The sequence below is a fragment of the Candidatus Zixiibacteriota bacterium genome (genome assembly GCA_035574315.1).
Lineage (GTDB): Bacteria > Desulfobacterota > Binatia > UBA9968 > UBA9968 > DATLYW01.
In genome coordinates this window covers 1-25,944 of sequence record DATLYW010000048.1, presented here as the reverse complement: position 1 = coordinate 25,944, position 25,944 = coordinate 1, and the positions used below count along the sequence as shown (strand labels likewise).

The 25,944-nt window shown below is 65.3% G+C and carries 26 protein-coding genes; 12 read left to right on the top strand and 14 right to left on the bottom strand.

Going from position 1 to position 25,944, the window contains the following annotated elements; genetic code table 11:
* Window positions 1-3 precede the first annotated feature (3 nt).
* A complete protein-coding gene (gene mutM / locus VNN77_16450; protein HXG52991.1) occupies window positions 4-891 on the top strand; it encodes a bifunctional DNA-formamidopyrimidine glycosylase/DNA-(apurinic or apyrimidinic site) lyase in 888 nt (295 codons plus the stop codon).
* On the opposite strand, the gene VNN77_16445 is transcribed toward mutM, so the two are convergent.
* The 10 genes from VNN77_16445 to VNN77_16400 all read right to left on the bottom strand — a co-directional run bounded on the left by VNN77_16445 (window position 845) and on the right by VNN77_16400 (window position 8,550).
* On the bottom strand, window positions 845-1,786 hold the full coding sequence (locus VNN77_16445; protein HXG52990.1) for a stomatin-like protein: 942 nt from the start codon (window positions 1,784-1,786) through the stop codon (window positions 845-847). The genes mutM and VNN77_16445 overlap by 47 nt on opposite strands.
* Before the next feature lie 13 nt (window positions 1,787-1,799).
* The gene (locus VNN77_16440; GenBank protein ID HXG52989.1) at window positions 1,800-2,234 is read right to left on the bottom strand and encodes an NfeD family protein; all 435 of its coding nucleotides are present in this window, start codon (window positions 2,232-2,234) and stop codon (window positions 1,800-1,802) included.
* Between the two features lie 89 nt (window positions 2,235-2,323).
* Window positions 2,324-3,076, bottom strand: coding sequence for a gamma-glutamyl-gamma-aminobutyrate hydrolase family protein (locus VNN77_16435; protein HXG52988.1), 753 nt, complete (start codon window positions 3,074-3,076; stop codon window positions 2,324-2,326).
* Entirely contained in the window at window positions 3,073-3,600 is a 528-nt protein-coding gene (locus VNN77_16430; GenBank protein ID HXG52987.1) for a gamma carbonic anhydrase family protein, read from the bottom strand. The genes VNN77_16435 and VNN77_16430 overlap by 4 nt, the downstream gene beginning before the upstream one ends.
* Before the next feature lie 78 nt (window positions 3,601-3,678).
* Window positions 3,679-4,893: an L-2-hydroxyglutarate oxidase gene (lhgO, locus tag VNN77_16425; protein HXG52986.1), complete on the bottom strand. Its 1,215-nt coding sequence runs from the start codon at window positions 4,891-4,893 to the stop codon at window positions 3,679-3,681.
* Between the two features lie 8 nt (window positions 4,894-4,901).
* Window positions 4,902-5,837 carry an amidohydrolase family protein gene (locus tag VNN77_16420; protein HXG52985.1) on the bottom strand — a complete coding sequence of 312 codons (936 nt, stop codon included), beginning with the start codon at window positions 5,835-5,837 and terminating at the stop codon, window positions 4,902-4,904.
* A 93-nt stretch (window positions 5,838-5,930) separates the two neighbouring features.
* On the bottom strand, window positions 5,931-6,548 hold the full coding sequence (locus VNN77_16415; protein HXG52984.1) for an ABC transporter substrate-binding protein: 618 nt from the start codon (window positions 6,546-6,548) through the stop codon (window positions 5,931-5,933).
* Window positions 6,532-7,017, bottom strand: coding sequence for an outer membrane lipid asymmetry maintenance protein MlaD (gene mlaD / locus VNN77_16410; GenBank protein ID HXG52983.1), 486 nt, complete (start codon window positions 7,015-7,017; stop codon window positions 6,532-6,534). The genes VNN77_16415 and mlaD overlap by 17 nt, the downstream gene beginning before the upstream one ends.
* Window positions 7,018-7,028: 11 nt before the next feature.
* Window positions 7,029-7,775, bottom strand: coding sequence for an ATP-binding cassette domain-containing protein (locus tag VNN77_16405; GenBank protein ID HXG52982.1), 747 nt, complete (start codon window positions 7,773-7,775; stop codon window positions 7,029-7,031).
* 4 nt (window positions 7,776-7,779) lie between these two features.
* Window positions 7,780-8,550 carry an MlaE family lipid ABC transporter permease subunit gene (locus VNN77_16400; GenBank protein HXG52981.1) on the bottom strand — a complete coding sequence of 257 codons (771 nt, stop codon included), beginning with the start codon at window positions 8,548-8,550 and terminating at the stop codon, window positions 7,780-7,782.
* 218 nt (window positions 8,551-8,768) lie between these two features.
* On the opposite strand from VNN77_16400, the gene VNN77_16395 reads away from it, so the two are divergent.
* Window positions 8,769-9,527, top strand: coding sequence for a tRNA1(Val) (adenine(37)-N6)-methyltransferase (locus VNN77_16395; GenBank protein ID HXG52980.1), 759 nt, complete (start codon window positions 8,769-8,771; stop codon window positions 9,525-9,527).
* Here the strand turns inward: VNN77_16395 and VNN77_16390 are convergent.
* The gene (locus VNN77_16390) at window positions 9,524-10,000 is read right to left on the bottom strand and encodes a DUF721 domain-containing protein (GenBank protein ID HXG52979.1); all 477 of its coding nucleotides are present in this window, start codon (window positions 9,998-10,000) and stop codon (window positions 9,524-9,526) included. The two genes, VNN77_16395 and VNN77_16390, sit on opposite strands and share 4 nt — an antisense overlap.
* Before the next feature lie 198 nt (window positions 10,001-10,198).
* On the opposite strand from VNN77_16390, the gene VNN77_16385 reads away from it, so the two are divergent.
* On the top strand, window positions 10,199-12,982 hold the full coding sequence (locus VNN77_16385; GenBank protein HXG52978.1) for a vitamin B12-dependent ribonucleotide reductase: 2,784 nt from the start codon (window positions 10,199-10,201) through the stop codon (window positions 12,980-12,982).
* Window positions 12,983-13,069: 87 nt separating this feature from the next.
* Here VNN77_16385 and VNN77_16380 read toward each other — a convergent pair whose 3' ends face one another.
* Window positions 13,070-13,672 carry a TIGR02281 family clan AA aspartic protease gene (locus tag VNN77_16380; GenBank protein HXG52977.1) on the bottom strand — a complete coding sequence of 201 codons (603 nt, stop codon included), beginning with the start codon at window positions 13,670-13,672 and terminating at the stop codon, window positions 13,070-13,072.
* Window positions 13,673-13,832: 160 nt separating this feature from the next.
* Here VNN77_16380 and rpsO point away from each other — a divergent pair, with 160 nt between their 5' ends.
* The 9 genes from rpsO to purF all read left to right on the top strand — a co-directional run bounded on the left by rpsO (window position 13,833) and on the right by purF (window position 24,132).
* A complete protein-coding gene (rpsO, locus tag VNN77_16375; GenBank protein HXG52976.1) occupies window positions 13,833-14,102 on the top strand; it encodes a 30S ribosomal protein S15 in 270 nt (89 codons plus the stop codon).
* Window positions 14,103-14,168: 66 nt separating this feature from the next.
* A complete protein-coding gene (gene pnp / locus VNN77_16370; GenBank protein ID HXG52975.1) occupies window positions 14,169-16,301 on the top strand; it encodes a polyribonucleotide nucleotidyltransferase in 2,133 nt (710 codons plus the stop codon).
* Between the two features lie 24 nt (window positions 16,302-16,325).
* Window positions 16,326-17,588, top strand: coding sequence for a pitrilysin family protein (locus VNN77_16365; GenBank protein HXG52974.1), 1,263 nt, complete (start codon window positions 16,326-16,328; stop codon window positions 17,586-17,588).
* Between the two features lie 18 nt (window positions 17,589-17,606).
* Window positions 17,607-18,062 (top strand): dUTP diphosphatase, encoded by a 456-nt coding sequence (gene dut / locus VNN77_16360; protein ID HXG52973.1) that lies wholly within the window; start codon window positions 17,607-17,609, stop codon window positions 18,060-18,062.
* Window positions 18,063-18,165: 103 nt separating this feature from the next.
* A complete protein-coding gene (gene purB, locus VNN77_16355; GenBank protein HXG52972.1) occupies window positions 18,166-19,458 on the top strand; it encodes an adenylosuccinate lyase in 1,293 nt (430 codons plus the stop codon).
* A gap of 32 nt (window positions 19,459-19,490) precedes the next feature.
* On the top strand, window positions 19,491-19,733 hold the full coding sequence (purS, locus tag VNN77_16350) for a phosphoribosylformylglycinamidine synthase subunit PurS (GenBank protein ID HXG52971.1): 243 nt from the start codon (window positions 19,491-19,493) through the stop codon (window positions 19,731-19,733).
* A gap of 3 nt (window positions 19,734-19,736) precedes the next feature.
* The gene (gene purQ / locus VNN77_16345; protein ID HXG52970.1) at window positions 19,737-20,465 is read left to right on the top strand and encodes a phosphoribosylformylglycinamidine synthase subunit PurQ; all 729 of its coding nucleotides are present in this window, start codon (window positions 19,737-19,739) and stop codon (window positions 20,463-20,465) included.
* A complete protein-coding gene (purL, locus tag VNN77_16340; GenBank protein ID HXG52969.1) occupies window positions 20,462-22,675 on the top strand; it encodes a phosphoribosylformylglycinamidine synthase subunit PurL in 2,214 nt (737 codons plus the stop codon). Before purQ ends, purL begins: the two co-directional genes overlap by 4 nt.
* 65 nt (window positions 22,676-22,740) lie before the next feature.
* Window positions 22,741-24,132, top strand: coding sequence for an amidophosphoribosyltransferase (gene purF / locus VNN77_16335; GenBank protein HXG52968.1), 1,392 nt, complete (start codon window positions 22,741-22,743; stop codon window positions 24,130-24,132).
* 143 nt (window positions 24,133-24,275) lie between these two features.
* On the opposite strand, the gene VNN77_16330 is transcribed toward purF, so the two are convergent.
* Window positions 24,276-24,545: an SWIB/MDM2 domain-containing protein gene (locus VNN77_16330; GenBank protein ID HXG52967.1), complete on the bottom strand. Its 270-nt coding sequence runs from the start codon at window positions 24,543-24,545 to the stop codon at window positions 24,276-24,278.
* 64 nt (window positions 24,546-24,609) lie between these two features.
* Window positions 24,610-25,944: hydantoinase B/oxoprolinase family protein (locus VNN77_16325; GenBank protein ID HXG52966.1), on the bottom strand; the 1,335-nt coding region annotated here is incomplete at its 5' end.

The window sequence follows — 25,944 nt, the reverse complement described above, 5'->3', positions numbered from 1 at the left end:
ACCATGCCCGAGCTGCCGGAGGTCGAGACGATCCGCCGCGGGCTGCGCAAGCGCCTTCGCGGCCGCAGGATCGAGCAAGTCGAAGTCCTGGAGCCCCGCCTGCGCGTCGAGGTCGACGGCCGGCTCGCTTCGCGGCTCCGCGGGCGGGCGATCGTCGACGTCGGGCGGCGGGCAAAGTACGTGCTGATCCGCCTCGAGGACGGCGGGGTCTGGCTCTTTCACCTGGGGATGTCGGGCAAGCTGATTTACGTCGATCCCGCCCTGCCTCGGCAAAAGCACGATCATATCGTGGCGCGCCTCGACAACGGCGCGGAGCTTCGCTATCACGATCCGCGCCGCTTCGGCCTCTCGCTGGTCGCGGAGAAGACGGAGCTCCCGGGCGTGGCGCAACTCGGCCGGCTGGGGCCCGACCCGTTCGACCGGCGATTCAGCGCCGGTTATCTCTACGCTTGCACGAGAAAATCGAGCCGTCGTATACGCGATCTCCTGCTCGACCAGGGGATCGTGGCGGGGATCGGCAACATCTACGCCAACGAAGCGCTCTACCGCGCCGGGGTGCGGCCGACGGCGCGCTCGCGCCGGCTGACGCGCGCGGAGGTCGGCCGTCTGGCCGCCGCCATCCCGGAGCTTCTCAGGGAGGCGATTCGCTGGTGCGGGACGTCGTTCTCCGACTATCGCGATGCGGACGATCGCTTCGGCGAGTTCCAGAGCCGTCTCGCGGTCTACGGCCGCCAAGGCGAGCCGTGCCGGATGTGCGGCACGCCCGTCAGGCGTGTCGTCCTGGGAAACCGGAGCGCCTTTTACTGTCCGGCCTGCCAGGCGGGAACGGGTCCGCGGTCGGCTGCTAGCGCGCCGCGCCGCCGTCGGGCGCCGGCGGCTGTCGGCGAATGACGTTCATCGCGAGCGAGATCATCGATCCGACGTCGCTCAGGGTGGCCGGAAGGATCAGCGTATTGCCCGCCTGCGCGAGCTTGCCGAACTCCCCGAGGTAGCTCTCCGCGACCCTGAGCTGGACCGCCTCCAGTCCGCCCGGCTGCTGGATCGCCTCGGCGACCTTGCGGATGCCGGCCGCGGTGGCGTCGGCGATGGCGAGAATCGCCGCGGCCTGACCCTCGGCCTCGTTGATCTGCTGCTGTTTTTTCGCCTCGGAAGCCTTGATAACCTGCTGTTTTTCGCCCTCGGCGGTGTTGATGGCGGCGTCGCGCTGGCCTTCCGACGTCAGGATCAGGGCGCGCTTCTCGCGCTCCGCGCGCATCTGTTTTTCCATTGCCGCGAGCACGTCCTGCGGCGGCGTGATGTTCTTGATCTCGTAGCGCATCACCTTGATTCCCCACGGCTCGGAAGCCTTGTCGAGCTCGCTCACGACCTGGGTGTTGATGTTGGTCCGTTCCTCGAAGGTGCGATCCAGGTCGATCTTGCCGAACTCGCTGCGCAAGGTGGTCTGCGCGAGCTGCGAGATGCCGAACGTGTAGTCGGCGATGCCGTAGGAGGCCCGTTCCGGATTGAGCACCTTGAGATAGAGGACGCCGTCGACCGAGACCTGGACGTTGTCCTTGGTGATGCAGACCTGCGGTGGAATGTCGATCGCCTGCTCCTTGAGCGAGTGCTTGTAGCGCACCACGTCCAGGAAAGGGATCAGGATGTGGAATCCCGCCTGCAGCGTGCCGCTGTACTTTCCCAGCCGTTCGACGACGTAGGCGCTTTGCTGCGGCACCACGACGGCGGTCTTGGCAATGACGACGACGATCAGAACCGCCAGCACGACCACGACGACCATTCCGCCCATAGATCGCTCCGTTCTAACGGGATTCTCCGCGCACGAAGATGGTAAGCCCTTCAACGCGCTCGACCCTGCAGCGCGCGCCGCGCGCGAGGGCCCCGTCGCCCACGTTGCGCGCGCTCCACGAGGTTCCGCGTAGCTCCGCCTTGCCCACGCCGTTGCGGGGGATTTCCTCGGTGACCACGGCCGTCTCCCCGACCAGGGTGTCGACGTCGCCGCAGCTTTCACCGCGGGCCATCTCGACGAGCTTCCCGCGAAACAGCCACAGGGCGCAGAGCGAAAGGGCCGAGAAGAGGAGAAACTGGAACCAGAGCGGGCCGGCGGCTTCGAAGCCCGCCAGCGCCCCGACGACGAGCGCGCCGACGCCGAAGAAGATGATGTAAAAGCCGCCCGGCGTGACGATTTCCGCCCCGAGCAGGAGCAGACCGAAGAGGATCCACAGCCACCAGTCCATGGACGCGCTGCTTGAAACCGTGGGCGAGGGTAGCCGAGGGCGGCGTTTTTTTCAACCTGAAAAAGCGCCTCGCCGGGAACGGCCGCCGCTCAATCGGGCAGCAGGCGGAGGAACTCGCTGAAGACGCCTCGCCCGAGGCGGCGCAGCCGCGCGGCCCGGGCGGGCGTCTCGGCGAGGATCGCGCGGGCGCTGATCTTTCCCCGGAGCGCCGCGATCTCCCGGGCGTTTTCAGGCACCCGCAGCCAGCGCCGGATCATCGGCTCGTCGACTTCGAGGTGGAACTGCAGGCCGTAGGTGCACGCCCCGTAACGAAACGCCTGGTTGCGGCACAGGGACGACGAAGCCAGATGGACGGTGCCCGGCGGCAGATCGAAGGTTTCGCCGTGCCACTGGAAGACCTTCTGTGGACCGGCCCAGCCGCCGAACAGCGGATCGCCCCGCGCGCCGGCCTCCGGCACGACCTCGTACCAGCCGATTTCCTTCTCGGGGTTGGGATAGACGGCTGCGCCCAGGGCCTTGGCGATCAGCTGCGATCCGAGGCAGACGCCGAGCAGCGGGACGCCGCGCTTCATCGCCTCCTCGATCAAGGCCAGCTCCACGGCGATGTGAGGAAGCCGGCTCGCGTCGTTGGCGCTCATCGGGCCGCCCAGCACGACCACTGCCAGGTGGCCGTCGAGACGCGGCCTCGCGTCCGGGCGCCGGGCGAAGTTCACCCGGTCGGCGCGAAAGCCGCGGCGCGAAAGCAACGGCGCGAAGGTCCCGAGCGTCTCGTGCGAGACGTGCTGCAGGACCAGGATGTTCCGCTTCGGGTCGCGTCGCGTTCCGGGCCGCGCCGAACTCATCCGATGATCTTGTAGTCGCCGGAGCGATAGCTGCGGCAGAGCTGCAGGTAAGTCGACGAGCCCATCCGGATCCAGTGCAGCGCCTCGCCGCCGAGCTCTTTCTTGACCTTGGCCGGGCTGCCGGCGGCCAGCACGCGAGGCGGAATCTTGGTGTGGGGAACGACGACGCTGCCGGCGGCGATCAGCGACTCCTCGCCGATCTCGGTATTCTCCAGCAGCGTGGCGTTCATGCCGATGATCGCGCCGCGCTTGATCAGCGGTCCCTCCATGATGGCGCCGTGGCCGATCGTGCAGTCCTCCTCGATGATCGTCGGCGCTTCGCCGGAATGGATGACGCAGTTGTCCTGGACGCTCGTCCGCGCGCCGACGACGATCGGATTGGCGTTCTGATCCGACCGCAAAACCGCTCCCCACCAGATGCTCGCCTCGTCGCCCACCCGGACGTCTCCGATGAGAACCGCCGTGGGGGCGATGAAGGCGCTGGGGGAGATGACCGGTCGCTTGCCCTTGTATTCGATGATCATGCGGCGCGCTCCTCGCGTAAAAGGTGTGCGATCACGCTAGATGATGGCCGGGCGCAAATCAAGGCTGCCCGCGCCCGGTCAGAGGGCGAACGCCGCGCCGGCCATGCGCGCGATCGTCTCGCCGATCGCGAGCGAGGCGGTCGCTCCCGGGGAAGGGGCGTTGAGGACGTGAATCGCGTTGCGGCGCTGCTCGATCACGAAGTCGTCCACCAGAGCCCCGTCGGCGGCGACCGCCTGCGCGCGCACGCCGGCGCCGCCGGCCACGAGATCGGCGTCGCCGATCTCGGGAACCAGCCGGCGCAGCGCGCGGACGAAGGCCGCCTTGCTGAGCGAGCGGTAGAATTCGCCGCAGCCCGTCCGCCAGTAGCGGAGCGCCATCGCCCAGAAGCCGCCGAACGACGCGGTGCGCCAGAGGTCGGCCGCGCTGACGTCGCGCATCCGGTAGCCCTCGCGGCAGAAGGCGAGAACGGCGTTCGGGCCCGCCTCTACACCGCCGCGGATCATGCGGGTGAAGTGGACGCCGAGAAACGGAAAGGCGGGATCGGGCACCGGGTAGATCAGGTTTCGAACCAGGAAGCTCCTTTCGGGCGCGATCTTGTAGTACTCGCCGCGAAACGGAACGATGCGGTGACGCAGCTTCGGTGCGCCGCGACCCATTTCGGCGATCACGTCGGAGTGAAGCCCGCCGCAGTTGACCAGGTGGCGCGTCCGGTAGTCGCCGCCGCTGGTCTGCAGGACGAGCCCGTCGCCGCTCTCGATGACGTCGAGCAGCCGGTGCGCGGTGCGGATTTCCGCGCCGGCGGAGCGCAGGCGCCGGGCGTAGGCCTCCGCAACCTCGGTGTAGTCGATGATGCCGGTTTCGGGGACGTAGAGCGCTTTCAGGCCGCGAGCATGGGGCTCCAGCTCGCGCAGTCTCTCCGGGCCGATCATCTCGAGCCCGACAAGGCCGTTGGCGAGGCCGCGCCGGTGGAGCTCCTCGAGGCGGGGGATTTCCGACTCGTCGGTGGCGACCACGACCTTGCCACAGACCTCGTAGCGAACGCCGTTTTCCTCGCAGAATCGCAGCAAAGCCTTGCGCCCCGCCACGCAGGTCCGGGCCTTGACGGAGCCCGGGCGGTAGTAGAGCCCGGAGTGGATCACCCCGCTGTTGTGACCGGTCTGGTGGCGCGCCAGAGCCGGCTCCTTTTCGAGGATCATCAGCTTCGCCCGCGGGTAGGATTCCACGAGCTTGAGCGCGGTAGCCAGCCCGATGATGCCGCCGCCGATGATCGTCACGTCGCAGGGTGCCGGCATGGGGCGCTTCAGAGCCGCAGCAGCGCTCGGGAATTTTTCTCGGTGAAGCGGCGCACGCGCTCCGGATCGGTCTGGGCGTTGACTCCCTCCAGCGCCTTGGGGAGGGGGCCCAGGCCGCCGCAATAGTCCGAGCCGAAGACGATCCGCTGCTCGCCCAGCTTGTCGATCAGGAACGCCAGAGTTCTCGCGTCCGAGCCGGCCGTGTCGACAAGGAAATGGTCGAGAAAGATGTCCAGATAGCGGCGCTCTCCGCCTGGCCCCTTGTGCTTCCAGAAAAACCGGCGAAGCAACAGCGGGAGCCCGCCTCCGGAGCTGCGGATGACCACGCGCAGGTTCGGGTGGCGGTCGAACACGCCAGCGGCGATCATGCGGGCGACGCATTCGGACACCTCGGCGTCGGAGAGCACGGCGTAGGAGACGCCCGCGCCGCCGTCTTCGAGGCGCTCCAGCGTCGGATCCTTTGCCAGCCCGGCCCCGTGGAGGAAGATCGGCCAGCGAAGCTCCGAGAGCTTGGCGTAAAGCGGCTCCAGGAGTGGCAGGTCCACCACCATCTCACCGTCGACCGTGGGGTAGAAAAGCGCCGCGCGAAAGCCCAGCACCGCGGCCTGCTCCAGCTCGGCGACCGAGGCGGCGACGTTCTTCAGCGACAGCGCGGCGACGCCGATGAGACGGTCGCGATGGGGTGCGATGCGGTCGGCGAGAATCCGGTTGGAGAGTCGCGTAACTTCCAGCGCCTGCTCGGCGGGCAGCCGGTCGGCGTACAGTCCCGCTCCCTGGCAGACGAGCTGAAGGTCGATGCCGGCTTGGTCCATTTCCACAACCCGGCGGGAAAAATCGGGGGAATCCCAGGCGTCCACGCGCACTTCCCGGCCCGTCAGCTCGGCGAGACGTCCGGCCACCTCCGGGGCGGTGTGATGGGAGTGCCAGTCGATCCATGCAGCCATGGTGGGCTCCTTTCGGCGCTTCCGCGACGATTTCCGAATATCGGCGGCCCCCGCGGTCAAGCGGCAGCAAGCGCGATGTCCCGCCGCCGGACGCTAGCGCCTGGTAAGATCGGCCTGCTTGCTCCTCAGCCGCCGAATCAGCTCCTCGTACGAGCCGTTGGCGATCACGCGATTGAACTGCGAGCGGAAATTGTTCACCAGGCTGACGTTCTCGACCACGATATCGTAAACCTTCCACTCGCCGCCCACCAGGTGGGCCTTGTAGTTGAGCGAAAACTCCTCGCCCTTGGCGGTGACGATCTTGCTGCTGACGTCGGCGTAACCGCCGTCCACGCGCTCACCCACGTAGAGGATCTTCTCGTCGGTGTACGACTCGATGGTATCGGCGTAGGTTCGCTCGAGCAGGTCCGTGAACAGGCGGACGAACTCCTCCTGCTCTTGGGGCGTGCGCCGGCGCCAGTTCGCGCCGAGCGAGCGCCTGGCCATCTCCGTGAAATCGAAGCGCGCGAACAGGATCCGGCGCAGCTGCTCGCGGCGCTCGCTGGTTCGGGAAGGCGCCCGGAACCGCGGATCCTTCAACACCAGGAGCGCCCGGTCGACCGTGGCCCTGATCTGCTCGGTCGGCACGCCCGCGCGGGCGGTCGCGCCGTGGCTCCACAAGCCGAGCGCCGCCGCCATGACGAACACGAAAAGGCTAATTCGGCACATCATTTTTCTTGTCGGATTTCTCGGGCCTTGAAGTGAGATCGCCCCCGACGATCTTGCCGATCAGATCGGGGATGTCGGGCGGCGAATCGGTTTCCCGGATCCGGCCGCCGGGAGGAATGATCTTGTCCGATGCGCCGGGGGTGATCAGAACGAACTTGTCGCCGATCAGGCCGCGGGCGCGCACGGAAGCGATCGCGTCCTCCTGGAGCTTGACGCCGTCGTCGATCCGCAGCTGGAGACGAGCCTGGTCGTCGGCGAGCCGGATGCTCTCGACCCTGCCGACCTTGACGCCCGCGATCTCCACGGGGTCGCCGTTCTTTAGCCCCGCCACGCTCGGGAAGTCGGCATAGACCGTATAACCCTCGTTGCCGAGCACTTCGAGCTTGCCGAGCTTGATCGCGAGGTACCCGAGACAAACGGCGCCGAGCAGGACGAAAACGCCGACGATGATCTCAATGCGCGTGTGATTCACTGGCTCCTCTCCTAAAGGACCGCGAGAGGCCCTTCCACGTCGCCTTGCAGGAACTGGCGGACCACCGGATTTTGCGACGCCACGAACGCTTCGGTGTCGGCCGCCTCCTCGATTACCCCGTTGGCCAGCATCGCCACTCGATCGGAAATCCGGAACACTTCCGGGATGTCGTGACTCACGATGACTCCTGTGAAGTGGAAAGTCTCGTGCATCTTGCGGATCAGCGCGTGAATGCTCTTGCCCAACATCGGATCCAGCCCGGTCGTCGGCTCGTCGAACAGGACGATCTCGGGCTCCATCACGAGCGCGCGCGCCAACCCGGCCCTTTTTTTCATGCCCCCGCTCACCTCGGCCGGGTACTTGTATCCCATGCCCGCCAAGCCGACCTGGTCGAGGCGCTCTTCGACCTTGCGGCGGATCTGCTCTTCGGTGAGCCGGGTCTTCTCGCGCAGCGGAAAGGCCACGTTGTCGTAGATCGTCATCGAATCGAGCAAAGCCGCTCCCTGGAACAGCACGCCGAACTTCTGGCGGATCTTGTTGAGCGCGCTCTGGCCGAGCCGGGTGATGTCGACGCCGTCGACCAGCACGCTTCCGCGGTCGGGGAGCAGCAGGGCGTTGAGGTGCTTGAGCAGCACGGTCTTGCCGCAGCCGCTGCCGCCGATGATGGTCGTGATTTTGCCCGTCTGCAGCTCGAGGTTGACTCCGTTGAGAACGCGCTGTCGCCCGAAGCTCTTATGTAAATCAACCACCTGGATCATGCAATCAGAGCATCACCGACGTCATGAAGTAGTCCCAGACGAGAATCAGGACGAAGCAGAGAACCACCGATTCCGTCGTCGCCTGGCCGACGCCGGTCGCCATCGGCGGCGCGTGAAAGCCTTTGTAGCAGCAGACCCATGCGATGATCAGGCCGAAGCTGATCGATTTGAGCAGTCCGCTCCAGACGTCGTGGAACACCACGCTGCTCTCCATCCCGGCAAAATAGCTGCCCGAGCTCACCCCCAGCAGGCCGACGCCGATGACGTAGGCGCCGTAAATGCCCACCACGTCGAAGATCGCCGTCAGCAGCGGCATCGAGATCAACCCCGCGATCAGCCGGGGTGAAACCAGGTACTGAACCGGGTTGACCGCCATGGAATAGAGCGCGTCGATCTGCTCGGTCACCTTCATGCTGCCCAGCTCGGCCGCCATCGCCGAGCCGGTGCGGCCGGTGACCATGAAAGCGGAAAGGACCGGACCGAGCTCGCGCAGCAGCCCGAGCGCCACCGCCGAGCCGAGGAAGCTCTCGGCGTTGAACTTTCTGAGGCTGTAGTAGCCCTGAAGCCCCATGACCATTCCGGTGAAGATACCGGAGAGAACGACCACCGACAGGGAATCAACGCCGATGGTCTTGACGTGATACAGGATCAGGCGGATTCGCAGGGGCGGGCGAAAGGCCCAGGCGAAGGCGGAAAGCAGGAACAGGAACATCCTCCCGGTGCCCGCGAGCTGCAGGATCGTGGCACGGCCGATTTGACCGAAGAAGGCGATCATGCGTTATGCGAAACCCGGCTGCGGAACACCCGATCTGCTCCATGGCGCCTGGCCTGCGGCTCGTCCGATTCGCGATCGCGCGACTCGCGGCCGGGTTTCCGCCCGGCCGGGAAGCAGAGGTTCCAACATTCTGCTAGTATCCAGGTACTTAAGCTCACGTTTGTATAGAAAACCTCCTCCGTTTTCAAGCAACAAGCGACGCGCGGAGGGGCCGAGCGATGCGAGACGATTCTCTGGATACCATTTTTAACGGCAGGCTCAAACTTTACCAGAGCCGATCGGGGTACCGCTTTTCCCTGGACTCGGTTCTGCTGGCTCACTTCGCGACGGTTCGCGCAACCGACCGCGTGGCCGACCTCGGGAGCGGCAACGGCGCGGTCGCGCTGATGCTCGCCCACCTCCAGCCGGAGATCCGCGTCACCGGAATCGAGACACAGGAGCGGATGGTCGAGCGCGCGCGGCGCAACGTGAGGTTGAACGGGTGCGCGGACAGGGTCGAGATGACTCGCGCCGACGTGCGCGAGGTCCGGCGCCGCTTCCCCCCGGGCGCTTTCACGGCGGTGGTCTCCAATCCGCCGTATCGAAGAGCCACCAGCGGTCGTGTCAGCCCCGACGAGGAGAAGCGGATCGCGCGGCACGAAACCTGCGGAAACCTCGCCGATTTCTTGAGCGCGGGAGCGTATCTGCTGCCGGACGGCGGCCGGATGGCCCTGGTCTATCCGGCGCCCCGCAGCGTCGATCTGCTGGCCGGGATGCGCGCCGCCGGTCTGGAGCCGAAACGGGTGAGGCTGGTTTACTCGCGGTCCGGATCCAGCGAAGCCTCCCTGATCCTCGCCGAGGGAGTCAAGGGAGGAAGGAGCGGGACGGCGATACTTCCGCCGCTCCACGTCTACGAACGGGAAAAACACTATACGGCCGAGGTCGCGGCGATGCTGGCGGGGAGCAGAATCGGAGCGCCGGCGACGGACGCGCGTTAGGAACCGCCGGGCGGTTCTTTTCGCCGCCGGCGCGCGTGGCCGGCCAGGATCTTCTTGAAAGACTGGCGGATCTCGGGGTCCTCGATCTTGTCCAGGAACTCTTCGCCCTGCAGCGGCTCGGGAGGCGCCGGGGGATTTTTCGGGGTTCGTTCCTGGGCGGGGCCGTCGATCTTGCCCACGACGAAAAAGATATTTTTCACCAGTTCCGCTCCGAGGCGCTGGTTGAGCTTCTCGGCGATCATCTCCTTCATGTACTGGAGCTGCTGCATCCAGACCGGGCTGGAAACCTTGACGAAAAGAGTGCCGTTGCGGATCTTTTCAGGCTGCGCGTTGCGCGCGATGGTGAGCCCGACGGTGTCGTTCCAGATCGGCCAGACGCCGTACTCCTCGAGTCGAGCGGAAAGATCGAGCCGCCTGAGGGATTTTTCCAGCACCGCGCCCACGTGCTCGAGCTGAGAATCCTTGTCCGCCACGGCCCGGATCTTATCAAATAAGCCAGGCTCTCACCACGTTTTTGGGCCCTCCGGCGCCCGATTTCGACGCCAAAAAACGAAGACGTCCCGAAGGGCAAATTTTTTCTTGACAAAGATTTCCAAAGCCGTTACCACTACCAAATCTAGTTGCATATCCATTGATTCATACTATATGTAGAAAAAGAGGGGGGCCAAGACATGGTGTTCACCACTGCGCAAGCCACTGATTTTGCTACGGATCGGGGACAATCGGGGGCTCCCAAAACGGGGCTCAGCCTCAAGCGCTATTTCACCCGCGAGGGGATCCATCCGTACGATGAAGTGGAGTGGGAGCTGCGCTCGGCCTCCATCACCAACGAGAAAGGCAAGGTCGTCTTCGAGCAGTCCAACGTCGAGATCCCGAAATCGTGGTCGCAGATGGCGACCACGGTGGTCGTCTCGAAGTACTTTCGGGGTCCGCTGGGGAGCCCGCAGCGCGAGCACAGCGTGCGCCAGATGATCAGCCGCGTGGTCGATACCATCACCCGCTGGGGCGTGAAGGACGGCTACTTCGCGAGTCAGACCGACGCCAGGGTTTTTTCCGACGAGCTGACGCACATCCTGCTGCACCAGAAAGCGTGCTTCAACAGCCCGGTGTGGTTCAACTGCGGCATCGAGGAAAAGCCGCAGTGCTCCGCCTGCTTCATCCTGTCGGTCGACGATACCATGGAGTCGATCCTCGACTGGTACCGCAAGGAAGGGATCATCTTCAAAGGCGGCTCGGGCTCCGGCGTCAACCTGTCGCGCATCCGCTCCTCCAAGGAGCAGCTGGCCGGGGGCGGCACGGCCTCGGGCCCGGTCTCGTTCATGAAGGCGGCGGACGCCTCGGCGGGAGTGATCAAGTCCGGCGGCAAGACGCGGCGTGCGGCGAAGATGGTCGTGCTCAACGTCGACCATCCGGACATCGAGGAGTTCATCAAGTGCAAGGTCGAGGAGGAGAAAAAAGCCTGGGCGCTCATCGAAGCGGGCTACGACGCGAGCCTCGACGGCCCGGCGTACGGCAGCGTGTTTTTCCAGAATGCCAACAACTCCGTGCGCGTCACCGACGAGTTCATGCGGGCGGTGGAGGAGGACCGGGAGTGGAAGACCCGCTACGTGACCACCGGCGAGGTCTGCGACACCTACCGTGCCCGTGACCTGCTGCGGATGATCGCGGAGAGCACGTACATCTGCGGTGATCCCGGGATGCAGTACGACACCACGATCAACGAGTGGCACACCTGCGCCAACTCGGGTCGCATCAACGCCTCCAACCCGTGCTCGGAGTACATGCATCTCGACAACTCCGCGTGCAACCTGGCGTCGCTCAACCTGCTGAAGTTCCTCAGAGACGACGGCGGGTTCGACACGGAGTCGTTCCGCCGCACGGTCGACATCATGGTCCTGGCCCAGGACATCCTGGTCGACAACGCCTCGTACCCGACCCCGGAGATCGCGGCGAACGCGCACGCGTTCCGGGAGCTGGGCCTGGGTTACGCCAACCTCGGGGCGCTGCTCATGTCGCTCGGCCTGCCCTACGATTCGGACGCGGGGCGGGAGTACGCCGCGGCGGTCACCGCGCTGATGTCGGGCGAGGGCTATCTGCAGTCCGCCCGCATCGCGGCGGCCACCGGGCCGTTCGCCGGATTCGAAACCAACCGCCAGCCGATGCTGCGGGTGCTCAACAAGCACCGCGCGCACGCCTACAGGCTCTCCTCGTCCCACGTGCCTCTCGAGCTGCTGTCCGCGGCGCGCGAGGCGTGGGACGAAACCTGCAGCGCGGCGGACAAATGCGGAGTGAGAAACTCGCAGATCTCCGTTCTGGCTCCCACCGGGACCATCGCCTTCATGATGGACTGCGACACCACGGGGGTGGAGCCCGACATCGCGCTGATCAAGTACAAGAAGCTCGTGGGCGGCGGGCTCCTGAAGATCGTCAACCACAGCGTGCCCCGCGCGCTCAAGCGCCTCGGGTACGACGTCAAGCAGATCCAGGAGATCATGGAGTACGTCGAGGAGCACGAGACGATCGAAGGGGCGCCGCACGTCAAGGACGAGGACCTGCCGGTGTTCGACTGCGCCTTCAAGCCGGCCAACGGCAGCCGCTCGATCCATTACATGGGCCACATCAAGATGATGGGGGCGGTGCAACCGTTTATCTCCGGGGCGATCTCCAAGACGATCAACATGCCCAACGACGTCACCGTCGAGGAGATCATGAATGCCTACATGGAGGCGTGGAAGCTCGGGCTCAAGGCGGTCGCGATCTATCGCGACGGCTCCAAGCGCACGCAGCCGCTCAACACCTCCAGGGACAAGGAAAAGGAGGAAAAGCGGCCGGCGGCCGAGGCGAAGGAAAGCCGGCCTTTCCGCCGGAAGCTCCCCGACGAAAGGCGCTCGATCACGCACAAGTTCGACATCGCCGGCCACGAGGGCTACATCACCGCCGGGATGTACGAGGACGGCCAGCCGGGCGAGATCTTCATCACGATGTCCAAGGAGGGGTCGACGATCTCCGGGCTGATGGACTCGTTCGCCACCGCGATCTCCATGGCGCTCCAGTACGGGGTGCCGCTCAGGGTGCTGGTCGACAAGTTCAGCCACATGCGCTTCGAGCCGTCCGGGTTCACCAAGAACCCGGACATCCCGATCGCCAAGTCGATCATGGACTACATCTTCCGCTGGATGGCGACCAAGTTCCTCGACCGGGACGCGCAGCGGGAGGTCGGGATCGTGAAGGAGATCGCCGAAGAGGCTCCGGCCAAGGAGCCGGCCGCGGGGAAGAAGGGGATGGCGCTCGCTTCCCAGCCGCCGCGCGGCGGCGCGCCCGTCGCGAGCATCAGCAGCATCACCAGCCTCTACCAGCAGGACGCCCCGCCCTGCCCGGACTGCGGCGCGATCATGATCCGCAGCGGCGCCTGCTACAAGTGCATGAACTGCGGCGCGGTGAGCGGGTGTAGCTGATCGCTGGCCTCGCCGCTTGACGCCGTTTTCGGTGGGGCCCTGCGAGCGGCTGGCCAAGAAGAGCCGGGCGGGCGGCCTCCGCCCGGCTTATTTTTTCTCCAGGTGGAGGAGTCCTTTCTCGGTGTCGATGTCCAGCCGGAAACGGCTGAGGAAGTTGAGGCCGAGGAGCCCGGCCGCCGTGGAACCGGGCAGGGCGTCGTGGACCGCCGCGGTCAGGTTTTCGACCTCCATCCCCCCCACCGAGATCGAGTCGAGCCGGGCGAGCGGCGCCTGGATCACGCCGTTGGCCGTCTGGAAGGGCACCGTGCGGGCGTCGGGGTCGACCTGGAGATCGAGGGCCTTGGCGGTAGCCGCCGAAATGAAGGTGTAGCTTGCGCCCGTATCGACCACAAACCTTGCGGCGGTCTTCCGGTTCAGGGTCGCCTCGACGATGACCACCTCGCCTCGCTTTTCGAAAGGGATCGAGGCCTTGTCGGGTGAAGCCGGCTTTTCCGGCTCGGCGGCCCTGGGGCTTTCGCGTACCGGGATGCGGGCCGCGCCCTCGCGCTGGGATTTCGGGATGCTGTGCAGGTTATCCGTGAAATGAACCACCCCGTTTCGGTCCACCCAGCGGTAAAACTCAGCTCCGGCGGCCCGCCAGGGCGCCGGAGCCAGCCCGAGGAGGAAAAGAGCGATTCCGAGCCGTTTCACGAGCAAAAAGTTTACCATATTTGCCGGGTCGGCGGCATCCCTATTTTTGGGCCCCGGCGGCTGGGCCGAAGGGTCCCGGGATGCCGCGCCTTTACAAACTCCCGGGTGTGTGGTAAAAATTTTGCAAAAAGAAACGAAAGAGAGAAAAAAGCGGAGAAACATGGGAATTGCTCAACGGGACACGCAGACGACGATCGAGCAGTTCAGACTTCACCCGACGGATACGGGCTCTCCGGAAGTGCAGGTCGCTTTGCTGAGTCAGCGTATCGATTACCTCACCGAGCACTTCAAGGTGCATGTCAAGGATCACCACTCCCGTCGCGGCCTTCTGAAGCTGGTAGGCCAGCGCAGGAGGCTGCTGGATTATCTCAAGAGAAACGATTTCTCGAGATACCAGAGTCTGATCCAGCGGCTCGGAATCAGGAAATAGCTGTTCCGCGTCGGTTCCCGCCGTCATCTCCTCCGTTAAAGCACCTCTCGTTTCAGAGGACTTCTTATGGTTAAAAGCGTGCAACTGGATTTTTACGGCCGTCCCCTATCCATAGAAATCGGCAAGCTCGCCAAGCAAGCCGACGGGGCCGCGCTCGTCCGCTACGGCGAGACCGTCGTCCTGGTGACGGCGGTGGCGGCGAAAGAGGTGCGGGGCGACGTCGATTTCTTCCCGCTGACCGTCGATTACCAGGAAAAGACCTTCGCCGCGGGCAAGATCCCCGGCGGCTTTTTCAAGCGGGAGGGGCGACCGTCGGAAAAGGAGATTCTGACCTGTCGCCTGATCGACCGGTCGATCCGCCCGCTCTTCGCGGAGGGAATCCGATGCGAGACGCAGATCATCGCGACGGTCCTCTCGGCCGACCGTGAAAACGATCCGGACACCGTCGCCATGCTCGGCGCCTCCGTCGCTCTTCATGTTTCCGACATCCCCTTCAACGGTCCCCTCGCCGGGGTGCGGGTCGGACGGGTGGGAGGACGCTGGGTGATCAACCCTACCCAGAGCGAGCTCCAGGAAAGCGACACCGACATTTTCATTTCGGGCAGCCGCGACGCGATCGTCATGGTCGAGGGCGGCGCCAAGATGGTGCCCGAGGACGAGATCCTGGAAGCCCTGTTCACGGGGCATCAGGCGCTCCAGCCGCTGATCGACATTCAGGAGGAGCTGCGCCGCGAGGTCGGGAAACCCAAGCGCCAGGTACCCATCGCCGTGCGCGACCCTGCGGTCGAGCAAAGGGTACGCGAGCTGGCCGAGGCGAAGCTGCAGGAGGCGATCGAGATTCCCGAGAAGCTCGAGCGCTACAAGCGGATCGCCGAGATCAAGAGCGAGGTGACCGCCGAGGCGCTGGCGGAGTTTCCGGACAAGGAAAAGGACATCAAGGGAGCCTTCGAGGACCTCAAGCGCAGCTGTTTTCGCAACCTGATCGTCTTTCACGAGCGGCGAATCGACGGCCGGGGCCTGAAGGACATCAGGCCGATCAGCTGCGAGGTAGAGGTTCTGCCCCGCACCCACGGCTCGGCGCTGTTTACGCGCGGCGAGACTCAGGCTCTGGTGGTGACCACGCTCGGAACGGCCTCGGACGAGCAGAAGATCGATGCCCTGATCGGCGAGCACTACAAGAAGTTCATGCTGCATTACAACTTCCCGCCCTTCAGCGTCGGCGAGGTCAAGTTCCTGCGGGGTCCGAGCCGGCGCGAGATCGGCCACGGTAACTTGGCGGAAAGGGCGCTCCTTCCGGTGCTTCCCGACGAGAACACCTTCCCCTACACCATCCGCATCGTCTCCGAGGTGCTGGAGTCGAACGGCTCGACGTCGATGGCGACCGTCTGCGGCGGCTCGCTTTCGCTCATGGACGCCGGCGTGCCGGTCGCGGCTCCAGTGGCGGGCATCGCGATGGGGCTGATCAAGGAGGGTGAGCACGTTCGCGTTCTCTCAGACATCCTGGGCGACGAAGATCATCTCGGAGACATGGACTTCAAGGTGGCGGGAACGCCGGCGGGCGTGACCTCGCTCCAGATGGACATCAAGATCTCCGGAGTCAACCGGGAGATCATGCGCCAGGCGCTGCACCAGGCGCGCGAAGGACGCCTGGCGATTCTCGAGATCATGAACCGGACGCTGTCGGCGCCTCGCACCAGCATCTCGGGTCATGCGCCGCGGATCACCACCCTGAAGGTCAAACCCGACAAGATCCGGGAGATCATCGGTCCGGGCGGAAAGGTGATTCGGGGCATCATCGAGGCGACGGGCGTCAAGATCGACGTCGAGGACGACGGCACGGTCACGATCGCCTCCAGCGACGAGGCGGCGGCCCGGAAGGCGGTCGAAATGGTGCAGCGGATCGCCGCCGAAGCCGAAGTCGGAAAGATCTACAAGGGTACGGTGAGAAAGATCGTCGATTTCGGCGCGTTCGTCGAGATTCTCCCCGGTACCGACGGCCTGGTCCACATCTCCCAGCTGGCGCCGGAGCGCGTGCGGCGGGTTTCCGACGTCCTCAAGGAAGGGGACGAGGTCATGGTGAAGGTCCTGGAGATCGACAAACAGGGAAAGATCCGGCTCAGCCGCAAGGAAGCGCTCCTGGAAACCTCCAAGAGGCCGCCGTCCGGCTCGGGACAGACCTCCGACGACGCCCGCGACTAGAGGGAAGCGCGCTCTCCGAGCTCCATGTTCGCCAAGACCCTGCTGGACAACGGCATCCGCGTGGTTTCCCACCGGATGCCGAATCACCGTTCAGTGAGCCTGGGAATCTGGGTGGAGAACGGCTCCCGCCACGAGGCGTCCGACGAAAGCGGGATCTCGCACTTCATCGAGCACCTTCTGTTCAAAGGGACCGAGGAGCGAACCGCGGCGCAGATCGCCGAGGAGATCGACGCGGTCGGCGGAGTGCTGAACGCGTTCACCGCGAAGGAGCACACCTGCTACTACGCCAAGGTGCTCGACGAGCACCTGCCGCTCGCCGTCGACCTGCTCACCGACATCTTTCTCCATTCGACCTTCGACGCCGAGGAAATCGAGCGCGAGCGGTCCGTGATCCTGCAGGAGATCTCACAGATCGAGGACACTCCGGACGACTACGTTCACGATCTGTTCAGCTCCGATTTTTTCCAGGATCATCCCCTGGGGCGCCCGATCTGCGGCCGCGCCGAGACGGTCTCCAGTTTCAGCCGCGATGACTTTCTGAGGTTCTTCAAGTCGCGTTACCGCCCGGATCGCGTGATCGTGGCAGCCGCGGGGCGCGTGAATCACGACGAGCTGGTGGGGGCGATGGCGGAGCGGCTCGGCGAGGCACCCGCGGGGGGCGGGGAGCCCGCGAGGGTCACGTCCCCGACGACCTCCTCGGGGATGTTCCGCCACGTCAAGTCGCTGGAGCAGGTTCACCTGTGCCTCGGGGTCCCCGGGCTCGCCCAGTCGGATCCGCAGCGCTACGCCGGCTATGTGCTCAACGCTATCCTCGGCGGCGGTATGAGCTCCCGGCTGTTTCAGGAGATTCGCGAAAAGCGGGGCAAAGCGTATTCCGTCTATTCCTTCTCCTCGTCGTACTACGATGTCGGCTATCTGGGAGTATACGCCGGAACCAGCGTCGAATGGGCCGAGGAGGTCGTCGACCTGATCCTGAAGGAGATCCGTAGCTTGGCGGCGGGCGACATCAAGGACGAGGAGATCCGGCGCACGCAGGGCCAGCTCGTCGGCAGCATGCTGCTCGGCCTCGAGTCCACCGATTCCTGGATGAGCCATATCGCGAGGAACGAAATCTATTTCGGAAGGGCGATCGACATCGACGAGATCTGCGCCGGCGTTCGCGCGGTTTCGCGCGACGAGATCGTCGAGCTGGCCAGCCGGCTGTTTCGCCCGGACGCCATGGCGATCTCGGTTCTCGGCGACTTGAAAGACGGCTTCAAGGTCGGGCCGTTCGAAGCGGCGGATTGACGCGGACCGGCGGCGGGCGTGGAGCGGACAAGAATCCAGATCAAGCGGGTGCGGCCGCGAAGCCCGGCGCTCCCCCTCCCGGGCTATGCCACCGAGGGATCGGCCGGAATGGACCTTCAAGCCGACATCGACTCGGAGCGGCGGGTCGAGCCGATGGAGCGGGTGCTGATTCCCACCGGCATCGCCATCGCGCTGCCGCCCGGATTCGAGGCGCAGATTCGGCCGCGCAGCGGCCTCGCCTTCCGGCAGGGCCTCACACTCATCAACAGTCCCGGAACGATCGATTCGGACTACCGCGGCGAGATCCAGATCGCGGTCGTCAACCTGGGGCGCGAGCCGGTGGTTATCCGCGGAGGTCAGCGCATCGCGCAGCTGGTCGTGCAGCGGGTTTGCAAGGCCGAATGGGACGAGGTAGAGGAGCTGCCGGCGAGCGGAAGGCAGGAAGGAGGATTCGGCCACACGGACGAAAAGTAGTTCAAGGCTTCAACACAGGAGATTCGAGCAGAGCCGTCCCCGCCGGCTTCAGGGCGGGCCTCGAACATCGGCGTGTTGAACCGTCGCCGGGCCGCTTCAGGAAATGATTCCACGTTACACCCACCCCGAGATGGCTCGCATCTGGTCGGAGGAGAATGGCTTTCAGAAATGGCTCGACGTCGAGATCCTCGCGGCCGAGGCTCTCGCGCGCGAGGGCAGGGTTCCCAAGGCAGCCGTCGCCCGGATCAGGAAAAAGGCTCGTTTCGACGTCGCGCGGATCCGCGAGATCGAACGCGAGGTCAAGCACGAGGTGATCGCCTTTCTCAGCTGCGTGGCCGAGTCGATCGGCGACGACGCCCGATTCCTGCACGTCGGGATGACCTCCTCCGACGTCATGGACACGGCGCTGGCGATTCAGTTCAAGGAAGCCTCGGCCCTGCTGCTGCAGGACATCGATCGACTGATGGCGGTCCTCAGGCGCCAGGCTTTCAAGCACAAGCGCACGGTGATGATCGGCCGCACCCACGGCATCCACGCCGAGCCGACCACCTTCGGCCTCAAGCTCGCGCTCTGGTACCAGGAAATGGCGCGCAACCGGGCCCGGCTGGAAAAGGCCGCGGAGGACATCTGCGTGGGACAGATTTCAGGGGCGGTCGGCACCTTCGCCCACATCTCCCCGAAGGTCGAAGCCTACGTCTGCCGGAAGAGCGGCCTCAAGCCCGCGCCGGTCTCGAGCCAGATCATCCAGCGGGACCGCCACGCCTTTTTTTTCGCGACGCTCGCGGTGATCGCGGCCTCTCTGGAGAAGTTCGCGGTCGAGATCCGCCACTTGCAGCGCACGGAGGTGCGGGAAGCCGAGGAGCCGTTCACCCCGGGGCAGAAAGGCTCGTCCGCGATGCCGCACAAGCGCAATCCCATCCTCTCGGAGAACGTTTCGGGCCTGGCGCGGCTGATGCGCGGATATGCTGCCGCGGCGCTGGAGAACGTCGCGCTCTGGCACGAGCGCGACATCAGCCATTCGTCGGTCGAGCGGGTGATCGCCCCCGACGCCACCACGTTGCTGGATTTCATGCTGCGCCGGATGACCTACGTGCTCGAGAATCTCTGTGTCTATCCGGAGAACATGCGCCGCAACCTCGAGATGAGCGGCGGAGCGGTCTTCTCCGAGCGCGTCCTGCTGGCCCTGGTGGACAAGGGCCTGGCGCGCGACGCCGCCTACCGGCTGGTTCAACGCCATGCGCTCAAGGCCGGGGCGGAGGGAGGTGACCTCAAGCGATCGCTGCTCGGGGACGCGGAGATCCGCCGCCATCTGTCGCCGCGCGAGATCGAGGCGCTGTGGGGCTTCGAGCGCGATCTGGCCCACGTTGATTTCATCTTCCGCAGGGTGTTTCAATGAGAGAAGGAGAGGCGGCTCGGCCTGCTGGGACGATGCGGGTCAAGATTTTCGTATCGCTGAAAGAGGGCGTCCTGGATCCCCAGGGCAAGGCGATCGAGCGGTCGCTGCACGCGCTCGGCCACGGCGGAGTCCAGAGCGTTCGTACGGGCAAGTATCTGGAGATCGACCTGCAGGCGGCTTCGCGCGAGGCCGCGGAGGCGAGCGTGCGGGAGATGTGCTCTCAGCTTCTGGCCAACCCGGTGATCGAGGACTACCGCTTCGAGATTCAGGAGTGAGCGATGCGTTGGGGGGTCGTTGTTTTTCCGGGCTCCTGTGACGAGCAGGATGTGTTCGACGCGCTGAAGCGCGACCTCGGCCAGAAGGTGAAGCTCCTCTGGCACAAGGACGAGCTTTCAGGCCATTTCGACTGCCTGGTGCTTCCCGGGGGGTTCTCCTACGGGGACTACCTGCGCTGCGGCGCCATGGCGCGCTTCTCGCCGATCATGCGCGGCGTGGTGAAATTCGCCGAAGGCGGCGGGCTGGTGCTCGGCATCTGCAACGGTTTCCAGATCCTTTGCGAGTCGGGTCTCCTGCCCGGGGCCCTGATCCGGAACGCGGGGCTTCAGTTCGTCTGCCGGGAGGTGTGGGTGCGGGTGGAAGAGAACGACACGCCTTTTACCTGCGAGACCCAGCCGGGGCAGCTTCTCAAGATGCCGGTCAAGCACGGCGAGGGCTGCTACTACGCCGATCCCGCCACGCTCGAGAGCCTGTACCGGAACCGCCAGGTCCTGCTCCGCTATGTCGATGCCAAGGGCAGGACCACTCCCGCGGCCAATCCCAACGGCTCGATCGACCACATCGCGGGCATCTGCAATGCCGGCCGGAACGTCTTCGGCCTGATGCCTCATCCGGAAGACGCCTGCGACCCCATCCTGGGCAGCGAGGACGGGCGCAGGATCTTCGAATCCATCGCCGCCGCCTGCGCGCGCAGAAGCCCCGCGGACGCCCGGGCGCCGGGGGTGGCATGACGCGGGAGCCCAGGGTCACCCGGGAGCTGGCGGCGAGTCACGGTCTCACCGACCAGGAATACGCGAAGATCGTCGAGCTGCTGGGCCGCGAGCCCAACTACACGGAGCTCGGCGTCTTCTCGGTGATGTGGTCGGAGCACTGCAGCTACAAGAGCTCCAAGGTCCACCTCAAGGAGCTGCCGACCAGCGGACGCCAGGTCCTGCAGGGACCCGGCGAAAACGCCGGAATCGTCGACATCGGTGACGGCCTCGCCGTGGCCTTCAAGATGGAGAGCCATAACCACCCGTCGTTCATCGAGCCGTACCAGGGAGCGGCCACCGGGGTGGGCGGCATCTTGCGGGACATCTTTACCATGGGAGCGCGGCCGATCGCGTCGCTGAACTCGCTCCGGTTCGGCAGCATCGATCACCCGCGGACGCGCTACCTGCTCTCCGGCGTCGTCGCCGGAATCGGCGGCTACGGCAACTGCGTCGGCGTTCCGACGGTGGGGGGCGAGGTCTACTTCGAAGAGTGCTACAACGCCAACATCCTGGTCAACGCCTTCTCGCTGGGGATTTTGAAAAAGCGGCGGATCTTCACCGGAACAGCCAGGGGCTCGGGCAACCCGGTCATTTACGTCGGTTCCAAGACCGGCCGCGACGGCATCCACGGCGCAACCATGGCTTCGGAGGCCTTTTCCGAGGAAAAGGAACAGCGCCGGCCCACGGTCCAGGTCGGCGATCCGTTCACCGAAAAGCTGCTGCTCGAAGCCTGTCTCGAGCTGATGGAAACCGACTGCATCGTCGGCATTCAGGACATGGGCGCCGCCGGGCTCACCAGTTCCTCGGTGGAGATGGCGGCGCGGGGTGGGAGCGGCATCGAGATCGAGCTCAGCCGTGTTCCCACGCGCGAGCCCGGGATGACCCCCTACGAGATCCTGCTCTCGGAGTCCCAGGAGCGAATGCTGCTGGTGGCGAAGAAGGGGACCGAAGACGAGGTCAAACGGATCTTCGACAAGTGGGACCTGGACGCCGTGGTGATCGGCTCGGTGACCGACGACCAGTTGTTTCGCGCTTTCTTCAACGGAACCGAGGTGGCGCGCATCCCCGTGAGCGCGCTCACCCGGGACGCTCCCGTCTACCGGCGGCCGGCGCAGCGCCCCAAGGGCCAGGACGAGCTCCAGCAGCTCGACCTCGCGGCGATCGAGGAACCCAGGGACCTCGGAGCGACGCTCAAGCTCCTTCTCGGCTCCCCTAACCTGGCTTCGAAAGAGTGGGTCTACCGGCAGTACGACCACTTCGTGCGGAGCAACACCGTGATCGCACCGGGAGCCGACGCCGCGGTGATCCGCATCAAGGGAACGCGTAAAGGGATCGCGCTCACGGTCGACGGCAACGGCCGCTACTGCTTTCTCGATCCGTACGTCGGCGGAGCGCTCGCGGTCGCCGAGGCGGCACGCAACCTCGCCTGCGTGGGGGCGCGGCCCATCGGCCTCACGGACTGTCTGAACTTCGGCAGCCCGGAAAACCCCGCCGTGATGTGGCAGTTCGCGGAGGTGATCCGCGGCATGCGCGACGCCTGCATCGCGCTCGACATCCCGGTTGTGAGCGGCAACGTTAGCTTCTATAATGAAACCGACGGAATCCCCATTTATCCAACGCCCACGGTGGGCATGGTCGGCCTTCTGTCCGAGGTGACCCGGGCGGTCACGCCGTGGTTCAAGGGGGCGGGCGACACGGTGGTGCTGCTCGGGAGGACCCGCGAGGAGCTCGGCGGCAGCGAATACCTCAAGGTCGCCCACGGTATGACCCGGGGAACTCCGCCGTGGATCGATTTCAAGTTCGAGCGCGCGGTCCACGAGTGCTGCGTGGAAGCGATCGAAAGAGGAATCCTTCGATCGGCGCACGACATTTCCGACGGCGGGTTGGCCGTAGCGCTCGCGGAATGCTGCATCGCCGGTCCGGGAAAGGCGCTGGGGGCGCGGATCGACATGCGGGAGATGATGCGCGGGGACGCGTTGCTTTTCAGCGAGTCTCAGGCACGGATCATCGTCTCGCTGCAGGAGCGGGATCTCCCGCAGCTCCAGGACATCGCTTCGCGCTTGAACGTGCCGCTGCAGGTTCTCGGGGTCGTGGGCGGGGCGCGACTGGCGATCCAGCCGCTGCTGCAGCTCCCGGTGGACGAGCTGCGGGCGGTCTGGGCGAACGGGCTGGCGGGCCGGCTCAAATGAGCGGGCCGCTTTGAAGGCTCGGAAGAAAAGCGGTGCGCGATAAGTTTCGCGAAGAATGCGCGGTCATGGGCGTTTACGGCCATCCCGAGGCGGCCAACATGGTCTACCTCGGCCTCTACGCGCTTCAGCACCGCGGCCAGGAGTCGAGCGGCATCGTTTCCTCCGACGGCAAGATCCTCATCTCGCACCGCCAGATGGGGCTTGTGGCCGACGCGTTCAACGAGGAGATCATCAAGCGCCTGGAAGGGGCGAGCGCGATCGGCCACAACCGCTATTCGACCCAGGGACAGAGCCATCTGAAGAACGCGCAGCCGTTCGTGGTCGAGTACTCGCAGGGCCCGATCGCCATCTCGCACAACGGCAATCTGGTCAACGGCGCCGTCCTGCGCGAGGAGCTGGAGCAGTTCGGCTCCATTTTCCAGTCGACCACGGACACCGAGGTCATCATCCACCTGATCGCCACCTCGAAAGAAGCGACGCTCATGGGACGGATCATCGAGGCGCTCAGCCGCGTGCGCGGAGCCTATTCGCTCCTCTTTCTCACCCCGGACCGGATGATCGCGGCGCGGGACCCGATGGGATTCCGTCCGCTGGTGCTGGGGATGTTTCCGCCCGCCAGGCACCACGGAGCATACGTCGTCGCCTCGGAAACCTGCGCCTTCGATCTGATCGGCGCCGAGTATCTGCGCGAGGTGGAGCCGGGCGAGATCCTCACCTTCGGCCCGACGGGCATGGAGTCCCTCAAGCCGTTCCCGCCGGCCCCGCAGGCGAAGTGCATCTTCGAGTACATCTACTTCGCCCGGCCGGACAGTAATCTCTTCGGACAGAACGTCTACCAGGTGCGCAAGGCGCTCGGGCGACAGCTGGCGCGCGAGACCCACGTGGATGCCGACCTGGTGACGCCGGTGCCCGACTCCGGGGTGCCGGCGGCCATCGGCTACGCGGAGGAGTCGGGGCTGCCGCTCGAGTTCGGGCTGATCCGCAATCACTACGTCGGCCGAACCTTCATCGAGCCCCAGCAATCGATCCGCCATTTCGGCGTCAAGATCAAGCTGAACGCGCAGAAGGAGGTGTTGCGGGGCAAGCGGGTGGTGGTCGTCGACGACTCGATCGTACGGGGCACCACCAGCCAGAAGATCGTCCGCATGCTGCGGGATGCAGGCGCGAGAGAGGTCCACATGCGCATCAGCTCGCCGCCGACCGTGAGCCCGTGCTACTACGGGATCGACACACCGACACGCAGCGAGCTGATCGCGTCCTCCAACGCGGTGGAGGAGATCCGCCGTTTCGTCGAAGCCGATACCCTGGCTTATCTCAGCCGGGAGGGGATGTACGCATTTGCCGGCGGCCGGCGCGAGGGTTTCTGCGACGCCTGCTTTTCAGGGAACTATCCGGTGCACTTCGAGGACGAGGGTCACACCAGACAGCTCCACCTGTTCGACGCTTTGAATCGTTGAGCCCGCCGCATCGGGATTCCTGGCGCGCGGGCACACTCAAACCCAAAACCCCCGGGGATTTCAAGAACGAGGACAATCCGCCGGCAGGCTTCGGCTCCCGTCCTGCCGGCGCCTTCAAGAGCTGAAGATAGGGAAGAAGTGACCTACTTTACGTGCTTGCTGACCAGCTTGGTCATTTCGAACATCGTGACCGATTTCTTCCCGCCGAAAATCGGTCTCAGCTTGTCGTCGGCGTTGATCATCGTCTTTTTCTTCTTGTCCTGGAGGCCGTTCCGCTTGATGTAGGCCCAGAGCTTTTTCGTGACTTCCGTGCGCGGAATCGGTTTGCTGCCGACGACCGCGCTCAGAGCCGCGTCGGGCTGTACCGGCCTCATAAATGCGGCGTTCGGTTTTCGCTTCTTCGCTGTTGCCATTTGTCCTCCTTGGAAAGAGACGTTATTAGCCTGTGCTTATAGCAGAGGCGCAAAACCATTTCCACTATTTTTTTCGATTTTCTCCTCTGAGAGCCCGGGTGCCATCCTCGTCCAGGACCGGGTCGCCGTCTCGGAGAAATACGGCGACTCCGTACTGCTCCCGGGCGCACTCCGGCGACACGTATCCCTCGCGCACGTCCGCCAGCACGAATTCGGCGGGCCGGTGGAACGGGTCTCCCAGGCCGCCGCCTCCGGGCCTCTCGATCCTCAACAGATCGCCATACCGCAGCCGCTGGTCGCCGAACCGCGAAGGTAGAATTCTGGCCTCCGCCGTTCCCGGATTCACGATGCAGGCACCGAGCCCGCCGCGGTGTCCCCCTTCGGCGCCCCCGGGCGCAATTGCGTGCTTGTCGGTGCGCATCGAGAAGCGCGCTTCCTCGGCGAGGATGCGATACTCTCGGACGAAGCCCAGGCCCCCCCGCCAGCAGCCGGCGCCGCCCGAGTCGCGGAGGATCTCGAAGCGCTCGACGCGCGTAGGAAATTCCGACTCGATGATTTCCACCGGCGCGGTCTTGCAGTTGCTCAGGTGGAAGGCGGTGGCCGAAACCCCGTCCTTGCCTCGGCGGGCTCCGGTGCCACCGCTGAAGATCTCGTAGTGGACGTAGGCCCGTTCCCGCCCCGGGACGCGCCCGCCGAGCACCAGCGCCGCGCTGCCGGAGCCGCCGGCGATCCGCTTCTCGGGAGCGAATGCCGCCAGAGCCTCGAGGACCGCCTCGGCCGCTGCCAGCGCCGTGGGCATGTAGGTGTTGACCGCGGCGGGGAACCGGGGGTCGAGGACGCTCCCCGGACGAAACGAGGCCTCGACGACCCTCGCCAGACCCTGATTGATCGGCAGGAAAGGGTCGACCAGGGCAACGAGGCAGTAGGCACAGGCGGCGCGCACGAGAGGCGGCCGGATGTTCGCCGGCCCCTGAGTCTGGTCGCTGCAGCCGCTGAAGTCGAAGTGGAGCCTGTCTCCGGACTTGACGGCGCGGACATGGATCCTGATCGGTTTGGAGAGCTCGATGCCGTCGTGGTCGACGAAAGTTTCGCCCTCCGACTCGCCGTCGGGCCAGGAAGCGATCGCCCGCCGGACGCGGCTTTCGGTATAGTCCGCCAGCAGAGCCGTCGAGGTCAGGACGGTTTCCTTGCCGTAGCGGTCCATCAGCTCCTGGAAGCGCCTCTCCCCCAGACGCGCCGCACCCACCTGACCGCGCAGGTCCCCCACCACCAGCTCCGGCGTGCGGCTGTTCGCCGCAATCACCGCGTCCAGATCCCGGCTCGTCCGGTACCGCGATGCGTACTTCACCGGCGGCAGATGCAACCCCTCCTGGTAAATCTCGCGGGCCTGGCTCCAGCA